This window comes from Microbacterium profundi (genome assembly GCF_000763375.1).
In the GTDB taxonomy this organism is placed as follows: domain Bacteria; phylum Actinomycetota; class Actinomycetes; order Actinomycetales; family Microbacteriaceae; genus Microbacterium; species Microbacterium profundi.
On record NZ_JPSY01000004.1, the window covers coordinates 57,178 to 71,266 of the forward strand.

Annotated in this window: 11 protein-coding genes; 4 read left to right on the top strand and 7 right to left on the bottom strand. The window is 61.3% G+C overall.

Annotated features, from left to right (window positions below; genetic code table 11):
- The first annotated feature begins 126 nt into the window (after positions 1-126).
- The 3 genes from JF52_RS18050 (at position 127) to JF52_RS0115045 (ending at position 3,600) form a co-directional block, all read left to right on the top strand.
- The gene (locus JF52_RS18050; protein ID WP_407661515.1) at positions 127-441 is read left to right on the top strand and encodes an ion channel; all 315 of its coding nucleotides are present in this window, start codon (positions 127-129) and stop codon (positions 439-441) included.
- A 1,098-nt stretch (positions 442-1,539) separates the two neighbouring features.
- A complete protein-coding gene (locus JF52_RS0115040; RefSeq protein WP_152594917.1) occupies positions 1,540-2,493 on the top strand; it encodes a DUF4396 domain-containing protein in 954 nt (317 codons plus the stop codon).
- A gap of 210 nt (positions 2,494-2,703) precedes the next feature.
- Complete coding sequence (locus JF52_RS0115045; RefSeq protein ID WP_033107425.1) at positions 2,704-3,600, top strand: potassium channel family protein; 897 nt, start codon at positions 2,704-2,706, stop codon at positions 3,598-3,600.
- A gap of 165 nt (positions 3,601-3,765) precedes the next feature.
- On the opposite strand, the gene JF52_RS0115050 is transcribed toward JF52_RS0115045, so the two are convergent.
- The 6 genes from JF52_RS0115050 to JF52_RS0115070 form a co-directional block, all read right to left on the bottom strand.
- Complete coding sequence (locus JF52_RS0115050; RefSeq protein WP_033107426.1) at positions 3,766-5,370, bottom strand: bifunctional aspartate transaminase/aspartate 4-decarboxylase; 1,605 nt, start codon at positions 5,368-5,370, stop codon at positions 3,766-3,768.
- A 22-nt stretch (positions 5,371-5,392) separates the two neighbouring features.
- Positions 5,393-7,102: an aspartate-alanine antiporter gene (gene aspT, locus JF52_RS0115055; RefSeq protein WP_033107427.1), complete on the bottom strand. Its 1,710-nt coding sequence runs from the start codon at positions 7,100-7,102 to the stop codon at positions 5,393-5,395.
- The gene (locus tag JF52_RS17365) at positions 7,102-7,461 is read right to left on the bottom strand and encodes a hypothetical protein (protein WP_152594918.1); all 360 of its coding nucleotides are present in this window, start codon (positions 7,459-7,461) and stop codon (positions 7,102-7,104) included. The genes aspT and JF52_RS17365 overlap by 1 nt, the downstream gene beginning before the upstream one ends.
- Before the next feature lie 119 nt (positions 7,462-7,580).
- Positions 7,581-8,318, bottom strand: coding sequence for a GAF and ANTAR domain-containing protein (locus tag JF52_RS0115060; protein WP_033107428.1), 738 nt, complete (start codon positions 8,316-8,318; stop codon positions 7,581-7,583).
- Between the two features lie 27 nt (positions 8,319-8,345).
- The gene (locus JF52_RS18055) at positions 8,346-9,164 is read right to left on the bottom strand and encodes a GAF and ANTAR domain-containing protein (RefSeq protein ID WP_084595901.1); all 819 of its coding nucleotides are present in this window, start codon (positions 9,162-9,164) and stop codon (positions 8,346-8,348) included.
- 238 nt (positions 9,165-9,402) lie between these two features.
- A complete protein-coding gene (locus JF52_RS0115070; protein WP_200881039.1) occupies positions 9,403-10,362 on the bottom strand; it encodes a DMT family transporter in 960 nt (319 codons plus the stop codon).
- 870 nt (positions 10,363-11,232) lie between these two features.
- Between JF52_RS0115070 and JF52_RS0115075 the strand changes: the two genes are divergently transcribed.
- Positions 11,233-12,702 carry an IS1182 family transposase gene (locus JF52_RS0115075; protein WP_033107429.1) on the top strand — a complete coding sequence of 490 codons (1,470 nt, stop codon included), beginning with the start codon at positions 11,233-11,235 and terminating at the stop codon, positions 12,700-12,702.
- Positions 12,703-12,887: 185 nt separating this feature from the next.
- Here the strand turns inward: JF52_RS0115075 and JF52_RS17895 are convergent, their stop codons facing one another.
- On the bottom strand, positions 12,888-13,580 hold the full coding sequence (locus JF52_RS17895) for a tyrosine-type recombinase/integrase (protein WP_234001664.1): 693 nt from the start codon (positions 13,578-13,580) through the stop codon (positions 12,888-12,890).
- Positions 13,581-14,089: the final 509 nt, after the last annotated feature.

Below are 14,089 nucleotides of genomic sequence, written 5' to 3' on the forward strand. Positions count from 1 at the left end.
TTTCACACTTTGGGCCACCCGGAGGGGCAGGGCCGCCTCAGTCGACTTGTGCTAGGGGCAATCTGGCGGATGTCACAGTACCGCCGGGGGCGCGGACGGCTGGGACAGCTCAGCGGACCCTTGGGGATGTTGACCGTCATTGTCGCAGGGGGCACGCTCGCGGTCGTCGGTTGGGCGCTGCTCTACCTACCCTCGGTGCCCGAAGGATTCATCTATAGTCCCGGTGCGGCCACGGACAGCGCGAACGCTCCCCTTGACGCACTGTACATCTCGATGGTCACGATTTCGACACTCGGTTTCGGGGACGTCGTCCCGGCCCCGGGATGGTTGCGACCGCCATCATCCAGGCCAGGATCGACCTCAGTGAATACTCCGAAACCTACTATTTTCGAGACACCGACCCCAACTCGTCGCTGGCGGCAACGCTGCCCTATGCCGTAGCCCTCGCCGAAATTGGGGAATGAGTCACGTCAGTCTGACATGCGCATCGCTGCACACCTACTGACCGGTGCGCTGGAGGAGTTCGCCGGGGTCCTCAAGGGTTGGTTCCCACGCACCACTCCTACGATGTCCGACTTGCTTGCGGCATATGCGATCGACCATGGGTATGACCCGTCAAAGACAACAGCTCGCCATAAGATCCGGGTCTACCCGCCCGCGGTATTCAATCCACTCGGATAGGGACGATAGGTTGTTCCGCCCCTGGTTTGATGGAGACTCCGATCGTCCCGAAAGGATGAGGAGCAATGCCAGCACTGAAGAAGTATCCGACGGAGTTGAAGGAGCGAGCTGTCCGGCTCGTGATCGAGTCGCGTGACGCCGATGGTGGCCGCCGCGGGGCGTGCACCCGGATCGGGCAGCAGCGTCGGCTGCATAACGGGAGTGTGTCCGCAGAAGGATGTTGGATTCGAGGTCGGCTGGCGCGATCGGTGCTGACCATCTTCCAGGCCCACCTCGGTGGCACTGCAGCGTGGGTTGCCGACCGTTGCGCGCTTCATGCGAGCGTTCGCGTCATTCACACTGTCCCCAGATGGATAGCCGGGGCGCTTCAATCTGAGAGATCTACGGCGGTGGGAACTGCCGATGCGCCTCACGTCCGGGCGGGCCTGTGGCTCGCCGTTGTTCTTGCCTTTGTTGGGCCAGCTGCCCACCGGGGCAAGCCAGCTCAGATGTCACTACCGCGCGCGGCAGATCCAATTTCAGCACGAGAGGGTGTCGACCTGTTGAATTAGCGCACTTCGGCGCGTAGCCTTTCGGAAGGCAACTCCAAACCTCGGTCGCTTAGTCACTAGTGATCTTTGGAGCGTGCATGTCGATAGTGGATTTGGGTCGTCTGACCCCCTCCGCCGGTGCGAGCTTGTCCGCGTTAAGGAGCTTCTTTAGTCCGAATTTCTTTCGACCAGACGAGCGTTGTTTGTCCTTCAGTGGCGATCTTCCCCCTCAGCCGTTTTTTGGACATCACGGAAGGTGTCGCCACCAAGGAAACCCTGTTTTGGGCAGTGTAGGTAATGCCGGTCGAGCGGCACGAACGATTGCCGTTTGCTCGACGAGTTGGCCTGGAACGCGAACCCGGTGCGTCGTGCGGGTTGTGGCGCGTATCGGTGGCTATCGCGACGTTGCTTTCACGAAACGGGGACAAGTCTTGACAATCTCAGCATCCGCGAAGGCAGTCACACTGTGAGGCTAATCGACGGCGTGATGCTCTTATGGTGGATTCTCACCGTGCCATCTTTTCTTTTCGTCGCCATAGACGTCCAGCGCACGCCAGCAGCAACAGTGATCAAGTGGGCTTTCATCATCCTCGTCGCCTTCACCGGCCCGATCGGTGCGTTTTTCTATGTGCTCGGTTGCCGAGAACCGCTCTACGGAGTCCACGAAGAGTATGTCTCGGTCCGGTGGCGCCAGGTGATGGGATCCACGATGCACTGCGCCGCGGGCGACGGCATCGGGATCATCGTCGGTGCGGCCGTCGGTGCGGGACTGGCCCTAAACTTTTGGCCCGATTTTCTCCTTGAGTACACCTTGGGGTTCGGATTTGGGTGGACCTATTTCCAAGCGTTCGCTATGCGGTTCATGGCGGGCGGATCGTACCGGAAGTCGCTGCGGATGACGTTCCTGCCCGAGTTGTTGTCGATGAATCTGCTGATGAGTGGGATGCTGCTCACAACTCGATTTTCGATGCGGGCAGTCGAGGGAGGGGATGACCCTACTCGTCCCGAGTTCTGGTTTATCATGTCGATGGCACTAATCGTGGGCTTCGCGTTCGCGTACCCGATCAATTGGTGGCTGGTTGCCAACCACATGAAGCACGGGATGTTCACCGTTCGCAAGGAAGCCGTGTCAGCACTGAACGGACGCGAACCGGTCACACCAATGCCCGCTGGGCCACCACCCGTCCAGCCCGGTATCCGCGTCAAGGCCGCGATGACTGTCCTCACGTTTGCGATCCTGGGTGGCACACTCCTCGTCATCACCCAGCTTGCGATCCGCTGAGCGTCGGAGTGCACACTTGAGGGGACACAACCCTCGTCAACCACTATCCGCGCGGGGTCTCCCTGAGGCTGCAGCGATCGCGGCAAATGGGATGTTCATTGACGCAATAATTGAAGTCTGGGTTGGTTATCGGAATCCATCCTCGGCCTTGGGAGGCGGCCCGTAGACTCGGGTGTGCAGGCACCATATTGCGGTCTGATCGGAGGACGGATGGATTGGTTGGCGCGCGCGGTGGGAGCCGTCACCATCCTGTATGTGCTCCGCGACATCTTCCACACGTTGGGTCATCCCGAAGGACACGGCACTCTGAGTCGTTTCGTGCTGAGCACGATATGGCGGCTCTCGACGTTTCGCGGCAAGCGAGGAAGGCTTGCTCGCCTCGCTGGCCCGGTCGCATTGATAACCGTAATCATGGTGTGGGGCACACTGGCGATACTGGGGTGGGCGCTCGTGTACTTGCCCTCCGTTCCCACCGGTTTCGTATATGCCTCCGGGTCCGAAACGGACGTGACGAACGTTGTATTGGACGCCCTGTACATCTCGATGTCCACGATATCGACCCTGGGGTTCGGCGACGTGGTGCCAGCTCCTGGTTGGCTGCGCGTCGTCACCCCGCTTGAGGCACTATTCGGGTTTGCGTTGCTCACTGTCGCGGTTTCTTGGGTGCTGCAGGTCTACCCGGCCTTGGCTAGACGCCGGGTGCTGGCGATCCGCCTTTCGTCGTTGCGGCGCACCATGAGCACAACCGCGCTACGAGACGCCGAAGCGACCCTCATCGCCGCGGTTCTGGAGCGTTTGTCGACCGATATCATCCAGGCTCGGATCGATCTCAGCGAATACTCGGAAACGTACTATTTCAGAGACGAGGACCCGAACTGCTCGCTCGCAGCAATGCTGCCCTACGCGGCAGAACTGGCCAGCATCGGAGCTGCCGCACCGCGCTCCGATACGCGTTTCGCTGCAAAACTGCTGATGTTCGCATTGGAGGGCTTCACCGAGGTGCTAAAGGACCGCTTCCCGCATACGGCTCCCATCATGTCCGATTTACTGGCGGCATACGCAGCCGATCATGGGCACGATCCTGTGAGCGGACAGGCCAACGAATAGCCACGCACACCGGGTGACTGGGCCCTGGGGCCCCGCGTCGGGGCAATTTTGGCGTCGGACGCGTCGTCAAAGGTACCTATTTTGGCGTCCTCGAACCGATCGGTACCGAGCCGATCGTCGGCATTTTTCCCTTCCGGGACGGAGAGGGGAGGGCGGACAGTGTGGTTACAGCCGTGCAGTGGTCCCGCCAATAAAAGCATCGTGATACTCGTCCACGATACGTCGCGTAGCTGCGCCGATTGCGCGATATTCGAACTCGGTGAGGTTGGCAAGTGAGACTCGAGCGGAGGTATCCACTACTTCGAATCCTTTCCCGGGAAGCAGCACGACTCCGGTCTCGTCGGCAAGGCGGAAGAGAAACTCGGTTCCCAGATCCTGGCTGATAAACCAGGCCTCGAAGTCGGCGCCGTAGAGTTTTCCTCCGAGCTCCTGCAGATCGATCAGACTGTAGTAGTTCACATCGTTAGGCTCGAACTCTGCGGTTACACCCATGCTGCGGTAGAGCGTCTGGAACCGCTGACGAATGAGCTGCTTGGCCGCAGTTTTGTAGTGGCCGAGCCTGTCCATCAGGCCGTTCAGGGCTAAAAGGGCCATCTGGGATTGCTGTGGCGTGGACAGTCCTGCGGTGTGGTTGAGGGCGACAGCCCGACTGTCTGCGACGAGGCGATCGACGAACGCTAGTGCTCGGGGCTCTTCCGTCAACGACGAATACCGAGCATCCAGAGCAGCCTTCTCGCTTTCTTCGTAGGCCGCCAGTCGTTCGTCGATGACGTTCTCGTTGTGCAAAGCGATGACACCCAGCCGCCAACCGGTGGCACCAAAGAACTTAGAGAACGAATATACGAGGAGGGTATTGCGAGGCAAGACGGCAAACAGCGAGACAAAGTCATCGGCAAAGGTGCCGTACACGTCGTCTGTGACGATGATGAGATCAGGCCGCTGGTTCGTCACGAGCTCTGTGAGTTGATCGAGCACGGCCGTGGAGAGCTTTGCCGACGGTGGGTTGCTCGGGTTCACGATACAGAACACCGTGACCGCGGGGTCGAGGAGCTTGTCGATCTCGCTTTGTGGAAGTTGCCAGTCGTCGGTTCGATCCATTCGGATGTCGACAATATCGAGGCCATATTCCGCCAGAACCGGAATCTCCAGGTATGGGGAGAAGATCGGCGTGGCGATGGCGATTTTTTCCCCAGGATGGATGAGCCGATTGACCGAGAGGCTGTGGAAGATGTAGGCCATCGCTGCTGTTCCGCCCTCGGTGGCGAAGACGGAGAATTCTCCAGCTGACGTGATCGGTCCGAACATCTCCTGAGCCAGATATGCCCCGACGATGTGCTCAACGTGGCGTAGCATCCGCGGTGGAGTTGGGTAGGTGCAGCCCAGAAAGGCTCCAACCATCTCGAACAGAAATTCGTCGCGGTCGAGTCCGAGCTGGTCCTTTACATATGAGAGTGCGGATCGTAAGAACGTGATCCCCTGGCTGTGATCTTGGTGGGCTGCGAATGCCTCGAAGCGTTGCACGATGCCTTCCACTTCGGGCAGCCCGCCGAAGCCGCTGTCGAGGTAGGAGTACGACCTTTCAGATTCGCGCATGGCGAACTCGCCCAGCGTGAGGAATGCCCATCGAGGAAGGGTGGCCAGGAAGTTGGGATTGCCTCGGCCCGCGTTGAGCATTAGTCGTTGGGGATCAGAGGAGGCGACCGCGATGAGTTTGTCTTTCAATTCGAACGGGCTGAGATTGGTGAAGCTGGAATAGTCCTGCGTGGACATCGTGATCCTCTTCTATGACTGATTATGCGGTGGCATTTGTGGTGACGAGGCCAACGATTACGGGGCCCCAGAGAGTGAGGAACACGTTGGCAACGGCGTATGTGATCGTGAAGGAGACCACCGGGGTGGAGTTTCCGGCCTTCTCCAGGAGAGCGGCAAAGGCTGGGTTCGAGCTGCGACCTCCGGCGACAGTTGCCAAAGCTTCGATTGGATTGCGGATTCGAAGCACGTAATAGGAGAAGAAGAAGGTCAGGATCGGCGGAATGAGGGTGACTCCAACCCCGAGCAGGAATAACGTAATCCCGTTTTGCTGGATTGCCACGAGAGCCTGTGGCCCAGCGGTGAGTCCCACAACTCCCACGAACACGGCGAGACCGAAGTCTCGCAGGAAGTTGGATGCTCCGAGGGGGAGGGCGGCGTAGCGCGGGTGTACGCTGCGCAACCATCCGAACAGGAGGCCAGAAATGAGCGCTCCGACGCCACTTCCCAGCGAGATGGGCACGCCCCACAGCCTGAAGGAGATCAGGCCAATCAGCAGACCAATCGTCAAGCCGATACCGAAGAAAACGAAGTCGGCGACTGCGGCAGCCCCGATCTTGTAACCAATCTTCGACTGCACCCGATCAAGATCGGTAGGGCGGCCGACGAAGTGAAGCTCGTCGCCTCGATTGAAGGTGAGATCGCCGAGTAGCGGTAGGTCGATGCCCATGCGCTTCGCGTTGGTCAGGTAGACCCCATGACGAGTATCCACACTGACGTGCTCATGTATTTCGCTAAGAGGTCGGGACGTCAGCGCCTTATTTGTCAGGATGATCTCTCGGGACTCCTCGACTAACCGGAATCCGGCAGGCGCTGGCACTTCGGTTCCGAGTAGGGTCGCGCCCGCAACTATCGCTTCTGGTGTTCCGGAGACGGCAATTACGTCCTCGCTCCGCAGCGTAGTGTCACCGCTGAAAGACAGAGATTTGCCTGCGCGGACGACGGCTTCAACAGCGGCATCCGATAGTGCGCCATCCAGTTTCAGCACACTCATACCGTTCGATCCTCGTGCTGTATCCATGACGAAGAATCGCGTCACCACGGGCCGTACGGCATTGAACTGTCCCGGGTCTAGTTCGGCGTTGCCGCCGGACATTGTTGCGGCCAGCTTGACGGCTTCAGCGCGGACATCCCACCGCTTGATCGCCGGAAGAAACCAGGTCACGAGAATGATGGGGCCGAGCGACCCGAAGATGTAGGTGACGGCGTATCCGACGGCAACGTTTGTCTGCATCGTTTTGGTCACTGCGTCAGACAACCCGAGGTTCGCTATCGCGTCGCCAGCGGTGCCGAGGATAGCTGACTGCGTCAGCCCGCCGCTGGCGAGCCCCGCCGCCATCCCTCGGTCAAGTCCGAACGCCCACGCCCCCAGCAGCACGGTGATGAGCCCGACAAAGGTCATCACGAACGCCGATACCAGTTGGTTGAGGGAGCGACGATTCAGAGCGTGGAAGAACTGAGGTCCTCCCTGAAAACCGACAGCATAGATAAACAGGGCGAAAAATATCGTCTTGATGCCGGGATCGATCGTCACTCCGATCTGGCCGATCACAACACCTATCAGCAGCGTCCCAGCAATCCCACCGAGAACGAAGCTGCCGATCCTGATTTTGCCTATCAGGTAGCCCAGAGCGATCGTGATGAAGAGAGCCAGCAGTGGCTGGGCTGTGAAGAGGTCGTTGAGGAAACTCATCAGTTGGCCGGCCCAATCTTGGGAGATAGCGAATTCTGTTTGGGAACAGCCAAGCGCGAAGTGACTCCGATGAAGGTGCGCGGATTGGTCGCTGTCGTCATGGGCGGTGTCTCGTTTCTGGTGGTGCTCGGCTGTTGATGGAATGACAGGAACCCTGTGGAGGTCAACGACGAAGCGATGCCGCCTGAGCTGGTGTCGGAGAGGTCAAGCCCGTCAGGCAGGTCGTTCATGGGACGCCGTCGGATGCGAGTCCGGGCTTGAGTCCGACCGGCGTGCGGTACCGGCTCGAAGTCAAAGACGTTGATGAGGCCGTAGCTTTCAACACCACAACCTACGGGTGTACTTCCGATGAAGTTCATCGCGATCCTTAGTCGAAAGCGGAAAGATATCCGCTGCCAAGGATTAGAGCAACTATCTGAAACTGTAACCCTGTTGGGGTGGTTCTCCTAGCGGAACCGAAAAGGAGTGCTGCGACATATCATCTTCCTGCGCTGGCGGCGATCTGATGGACCGTCACTTCGCGATTGCTGACCCGCCCGGAAACGGCCCTGATCGTCAGATTGCGGTCTCGAGCGTATTTTCTGAGCAGCGCGAAGGCTTCATTCATGCTGAGCGACAACTCGTTGGCGATCACACCCTTTGCCTGCTCGATGAGTATCCGACTGTCGAGGGCGCGGTGTAGCTGCTCCTCCATCAGGTGGCCCGTCTGAATCACGCGCTCTTGAAGGATGCCGATCGTTGCCACATCGGCGAGCGCTTGAGCCACTGCAGCGTCGCGAGCGCTGACTTCTTCGGATCTTGCACCGAAGAGATTCATCGTCCCGATAACCTTGCCGCGCAGTTTCATTGGTGTTGCAAGAGCGGAGCGGAAACCCTGTTCGAGGGCTGCCTTTCGAAACGCTGGCCAGGGTTTGGATTCGGAGATGTTCTTGACAGAGACGGAGGCGCCGGTTCGGAAACAGTCGATGCATGGGCCAGCAGCCGCGGCGAGTTGCATGACTTCGACGAGTTCTGCTGCTTCGCTGGTTGAGGTCATCAATTGCAGTTCGTCCGCTCCGTCAACGAGCATGAGCCCGCCAGCCTCCATCTGCAGGATCTCAGTGCACTGTTGGACAAGGGTGTGAAGCAGATCGACCATGTCATAGTCGGACGTGAGAGTGTCCGCGACAGTCACGAAAGCGTTGTTGATCTGTGTTTCTCGAGAGGTACCGTCCATCTGGTCCTGCCTTCTGTTAGTTGAACGCTACTCTGAGTCGTCAGGGAGCACGAGCGCCCGAGCGACGACGTAGTGCGCGACTTCTTGGATCGTCTTCCCACTGCTAAACGCGTGTGCCTGGAGCCGGGCGAAGGCCTCCGTAGCAGTGACACCTAGTTGAGAAATAATCATCCCAGTCGCTTGATGGACCTCACGGCGAAGGGCGGGAGACAGGATGGATTCGAGGGAGCTGTGGTTCTCAGCGGAATGGAGGGCATTCTGCACCGCCGACCCGGCCACGAACGCTGTCAGCCGTGTCCCGTGGGAGATGAATTCTCGATCGGCCGTGCGAGGTGAGGTGCTATAGAGGTCGACAACACCCACCAAAGCTGCACCCATCAGCATGGGGAGGGAGAACATAGATTCGACGCCAAGTCCGCGAGCTGCCCCCAGGAAGATCGGACAGCGGCAGTCAGTCACGCAGGCTAAATCGGGATAGAGGACAGCTGTCCGCGAAGCGAGCACCTCCCACCGAGGGCCTTCCCCCAACTCGAAGTGAAGGGCATCTAATCGCGCGGCCAGTGGCCCGCTTGCGCAGACCGTAGATTGACGACCATGCCGACCCGACACCGAAATCGATGCACCGGTAATTTCTAGTTCGGTCACAAAAAGGGCACACAACGATTCGTGTCCGAACTCGACCAGGGGGTGAGGCGGGGTGAACATAAATCTCCGGCGAAGCGTCGGGTTGATCTGCAAGACCGGGCGCAGCGATCGACGGCGCGGGGAGGACTTCACCATAGGCCCGAACCAATCCTGATTTCGCCGTGCTTGCCTCACGCGGCTCGTACTCCGCAACCCGGCCATGCTATTCAGCCGCTTCGGGCACGAAGTGCATGAGGCGGCTGTGGTGCGACGCGGTGCACCGGTGAGACCTGAGCCAGAATGCCGATGCCGTGCATATGCTCCTCGTCCATCCCAGCCACACCACGCACCCGACCTTCACCCGGCGCCGCCGTGCGAGTGCGCCCCTTCGTCTCCGACGTAGCGGGTTCATGGTGAATGCTCCGCCCAAGTTGTGTGCACTTCAATGCGGTGTTCTGGACTATGTGCTGCCGTCGGAAGGTATGTCTGGTGGGGGTCCTGCTGAGAGGTGTCCAGGCGGGCCAGCGCCGGGTATTCGCTGCTTGGTCACGGCGACCCACGTGCTTACCAGCACCAATGAGACACCTAGCCAGGTCCAACCGGCAGGTCGCTCGCCGAGCAGGATCACGCCGATCAGCAGCCCGAAGATGGGGATCAGGAACATCCACACGGTCAGGGAGGCCAGCGGTGTCCGTTGCGCCTCCACGAACCAGGCCAGCGTGGTCGCCGCGGTTGCCACCAGACCCAGAAACCCGAGCACGATCACGAATCGGGGTGTCCAGTCGATCGTCGGCGGTCCTTCGAGTATCAGGGCTGCACCGGCCAGCAGGAGACCGCCGATCAGGAAGTGGGCGGCACTGAGCACGACGACATCGAATCCAGTCATGCTCCGCACCATGAGTGTGCCCGCCGTGACCGCGGCGGCGGCGAGTAGCGAAAGTAGGGCCCCTGAGCCGCCGCCGCCGGGTACCGACACAACCAGCAGCCCGATAAAACCGACCCCCAGTGCCACACCGGTTCGTGCAGTAATTCGTTCTCCGAACAGTAACCACGCGGGCAACAGGATCAGCAACGGCTGGGCATTAGATAGCACCGCTGCGATCCCGGTGGCCAACCCGGCAACTCCGGCAAACATTGCGGCGAAGGCCAGGCTCACGTTGACCACCCCGAGTAGAGTGATCTTTCCCCAAGCTCCGACTGAAGTAGGCCAGGGTCGCCGCTGAAAGACGGCGACGACCGCTAGCGCACCGCCGCCGAGAAGCGCCCGCAGCGCGGCAAACCACAACAGCGGCGCGTCCCGCAACCCCCACTGGATACCGAGGAAGCAGACGCTCAGTGCCGCGGTGATCCACAACATTCGCAGCGGCGACGGTCGCCGGTTCAGCCCTCGGGCATCGCCCGCACCAGCTGTCATTGCCATCGACCACTCGAAGTCCGCCCGTGCCCGAGGCCTTGGCGTCGTGCGAGCAGCATCATGCTGATCCTCGAGCGAGCACTGATTGGTCAGCGCAACTCACCCAGCCCGACCCATGGCCCCGCAGTCTCGTGCTCTGATTCATTGCTGCTGCCTTCCGAGGAGTGGCGCACTTCCTCGGCGCCAGCGGCGCGAACGAGAGCAAGACCCATCCCAACACTCGCAGATCAAAACCCGACCGTAAAGCCGCAATCGGCTACTGGTCGGCTGAACGGTGATCGGCACCCATTGGCGTGACAGGATTCGCCGGCGTGCTTGACCCAGTCGCGCCAGCCAGCAAGCAAGATATAACTCGCCCAGGGTGTCCCGGTGGCGCCCGACAGCAGACCCGTACATCTAGTTGTGCCCATGGAGACCAAGGTCGAGACTCACAACACGCTGTACGACGAGATCGCGGCCCAGCTGCGGGTACTTGCTCGTGCGAAGGCACGAACGAGAGCCTGAGGAGGTTTCGGGGACCAAAAGGGGACCAGAATCATGCAAATCATGCATCTCGTGATGTGCTCCGCATGATCTAGCAACCGGAGTCATGCGGAAAGCGGTCCGGACCGATTAGTTTGGACGCCTGGGGGTCAAGGGGTCGCAGGTTCAAATCCTGTCAGCCCGACCAGAGAGAAATGCCCGATCAGAAGGTATTTTCAAGAGGTCGTAAGATCGGCGTTCGCGCCGGTCTTGTACCCAAGATCGTACCCACTGAACCCCTTGACTCGACATAGTCAAGGGGTTCAGGCGTTTCTAGGTGCGTGGGTCAGATCCTTCCGTTAACGCGCCGGGGTGAATCCGGTGGATAGCGCGGGGTGCTGGGAGAATCGATTCATGACGGTGACTGCCAGCCTGGAGGGTCTGTTCGAGGTCGAGCCGGGTGAGGCGCGGGCGCCGGGATCGGCTGCACCGGCGGGGGGGGGCAAGAAGTTCCGTGGGTATGACCAGGGGCAGTGTTTCCTGCTCCCGCCGAGTCTGGATGACTGGCTGGACGAGGATGATGAGGCCCGGTTCATCTCCGAGGTCGTCGAAGAGCTCTTGGATCTGACGCCGGTCTACGCGTCGTACGCGTCCGCCTCGGGTGCGCCTCCGTATGACCCGCGGATGATGTTGAAGCTGCTGCTGTTCGCGTACGCGACGGGCGTGACCTCGTCTCGTGAGTTGGAGCGGCGCTGCAAGCGCGATATCGCCTTCCGGTGGCTGTCGGGCAACCAGGCGCCCGACTACCGGTCGCTGGCCCGGTTTCGTCGGCGTCACCTGGATGCCCTGCCGGGGTTGTTCCTGCAGGTGCTGCGGGTCTGCGCGGAGGCGGGGCTGGTGCGGTTGGGGCGGGTCGCGCTGGATGGCACGAAGCTGGCTGCGAACGCGTCGCGGCATAAGGCGATGAGCTATGACCGGATCGTGCCGAAGATCGATCAGCTCCAAGCCGAGGTCGCTGCGCTGCTCGCCGAGGCGGAGGCGGTCGATGAGGCCGAGGATCAGCAGTTCGGCCAGGACCGGCGCGGGGACGAGGTCGCCCCGGAGCTGGCCCGCCGTGAGGGGCGCCTGGTAAAACTACGTGCCGCGAAGGACGCGATCGAGGCCGACGCCGCCGAGAAGGCGGCAGCCGTAGCGCGGAAGAAGGCCGACGCCGCCGGTCAGCCCCCTGAGCAGGCCGACGCGGCCGTCGCGACTGCAGTGGACACGGCGGCGCCGAAGCCGAAAGCGCAACGCAATTTCACCGATCCTGAGGCGCGGATGATGAAGACGGTCCGCGGCTTCGATTACGCGTTCAACGCGCAGGCCGTGGTCGATGAGGGCCACCAGATCGTGCTGAGCGCCGAGGTCACCCAGCAGGCCACCGATATCCAGCAGTTCGTCCCGATGGCCGAGCAGACCCTACGGAACCTCGATGCGGCAGGAATCGAGCGTTCCCCAGAGGTCGTCCTCGCTGACGCGGGCTACTGCTCGGAAGCTAACCTCGAAGCCGCCGACGATCTGGACGCACAGGTGTTGATCGCGACGGGACGGCAACGTCACGGCGAGAGCTTCCCTACCGCCGGCGCCCCGGACCCGGCCCCAGAGGACGCGAGCCGGCGGGAGCGGATGGCGCACGCGCTGCGCACCGAGCAGGGCCGCACCGACTACGCGCGCCGCAAAGCCATCGTTGAACCCGCGTTCGGGCAGATGAAGACCCGGCAAAACGCCGGACAGCTCCGGCTACGCGGACTCGCCGGCGCCCAAGGCGAATGGCTACTCCACACGATCTGCCACAACCTCCGCAAGCTCCGCGTCGCTACAGCCGCCGGGCTGGCGCCCGCATAGGCCTCCCCAGGGGTCCCTGGGCGTCACAGCACGCACCGACAGTCGCCACGAGCCCCTCGCCGTGCGATCCCGCACGCTCTCACACCGCAACGGCCCGCCCGTTCCCGTTCGCGACCGTCAGCGCGCGATGCCAGAGTCAACGCCGCGCGCCACGCCACCCGATTCTGACCCGCGCACCTAGCTGCTCATCCCGCCTCCCGAAGGCGCTCATTCATCCGTGCCGCAGCGTTCTGCAACGCTGTGTTGTCAGTGTGCAGGTACGCACGAGTCGTCTCGACCGATGCATGCCCGAGGATGTCGCTCACGACGTGGATCGGGATCCCCGCGTTTGCGAACCAGGTTGCACCCGCGTGCCGAAGGTCGTGACGGCGCAATCCCGGAAACCCGAGTGATGCAATCATCTGATCCCAGCCGGTTGCATCACGCAACGCTGCGGTGGTGATGACGCCGCCGCGCGGTCCACGCAACAGCGGCAGGTTGCGCGCCCGTTGCGCCGTGAGCCTGCGCAGCACTGGCTCGAGTGGCTCGATGATCGGAACGCGGCGAACTCGACGCCCCTTTGGCGGCTTGATGCTGAGGCCGCCGGCGCCGGGAAAGCACTGGCGCTCGATTGTGACTAGCTTGCTCGTCCAATCGACGTCGCCAACAACGAGCCCGGCGACTTCTGACGTGCGTGCGGCAAGGAATGCACTGAGCATGACGTGGTCGCCGTAGCTCTGGTGGATCGCAGCGCAGGCCTCAGCGATCCATGCAACCTCATCGGGCGAGGGAACGGGACTTGCACGCTGAAGCTCCGTGTTCTGGTGGTAGCGTCTGTCGGCGCGGTCGCGCATGGGATTGCGAGCGATGAGATTATCGCGCACCGCTTCATCGAGCATTCGTGTCAGCGCGGCGATCGTGCCCTTGAGCGTGGAGCGAGAGTGCTCGCTCTCCCAAAGGTCGATGGTTCGATCTACGAGCCCGGTCGTGATGTCGTGAATGCGCAGATGCCCGAGGGCAGGCAGGACCCGGAGATGGAGCCCGGCACGATATCCGGCAGCGGTCGAGGTCGGGTCGACGCCGCGGAGGAACCGGCCTCCGATCGAGAGTGCGTAGTCGCTCAAACTGATGAACGGATCGATCTTATGAATCGAACTCGCTCGCATGAGTTCGAAGAACTCCCGGGCGCCGACCTCATCGTCAACCGTGACCGAGCGACTCCGGCGCTCGCGCGATGACGGGGCAGTCCAGCGGACTCTGGCACGAAATCGAGATCCGCGTTTCAGCGTGTCGAGGTGGAGGCGAGTTCCGGGCGGCGGGAGAGCGGGTGGGCGAGTGATCATCCGATCAAGGATCTCGCCTCATCAATGTAAGTATTCCCCGTCCTTCTGTACGAGACACTGTCATG

What these genes read in the sequence shown, in the direction of transcription:
- JF52_RS18050 (WP_407661515.1), top strand. Translation starts at nt 127, where the DNA reads ATGTTGACCGTCATTGTCGCAGGGGGCACGCTCGCGGTCGTCGGTTGG.
- JF52_RS0115045 (WP_033107425.1), top strand. Translation starts at nt 2,704, where the DNA reads ATGGATTGGTTGGCGCGCGCGGTGGGAGCCGTCACCATCCTGTATGTG.
- JF52_RS0115050 (WP_033107426.1), bottom strand. Translation starts at nt 5,370, where the DNA reads ATGTCCACGCAGGACTATTCCAGCTTCACCAATCTCAGCCCGTTCGAA.
- aspT (WP_033107427.1), bottom strand. Translation starts at nt 7,102, where the DNA reads ATGAGTTTCCTCAACGACCTCTTCACAGCCCAGCCACTGCTGGCTCTC.
- JF52_RS17365 (WP_152594918.1), bottom strand. Translation starts at nt 7,461, where the DNA reads ATGAACTTCATCGGAAGTACACCCGTAGGTTGTGGTGTTGAAAGCTAC.
- JF52_RS0115060 (WP_033107428.1), bottom strand. Translation starts at nt 8,318, where the DNA reads ATGGACGGTACCTCTCGAGAAACACAGATCAACAACGCTTTCGTGACT.
- JF52_RS18055 (WP_084595901.1), bottom strand. Translation starts at nt 9,164, where the DNA reads ATGGCCGGGTTGCGGAGTACGAGCCGCGTGAGGCAAGCACGGCGAAAT.
- JF52_RS0115070 (WP_200881039.1), bottom strand. Translation starts at nt 10,362, where the DNA reads ATGGCAATGACAGCTGGTGCGGGCGATGCCCGAGGGCTGAACCGGCGA.
- JF52_RS0115075 (WP_033107429.1), top strand. Translation starts at nt 11,233, where the DNA reads ATGACGGTGACTGCCAGCCTGGAGGGTCTGTTCGAGGTCGAGCCGGGT.
- JF52_RS17895 (WP_234001664.1), bottom strand. Translation starts at nt 13,580, where the DNA reads ATGCTCGATGAAGCGGTGCGCGATAATCTCATCGCTCGCAATCCCATG.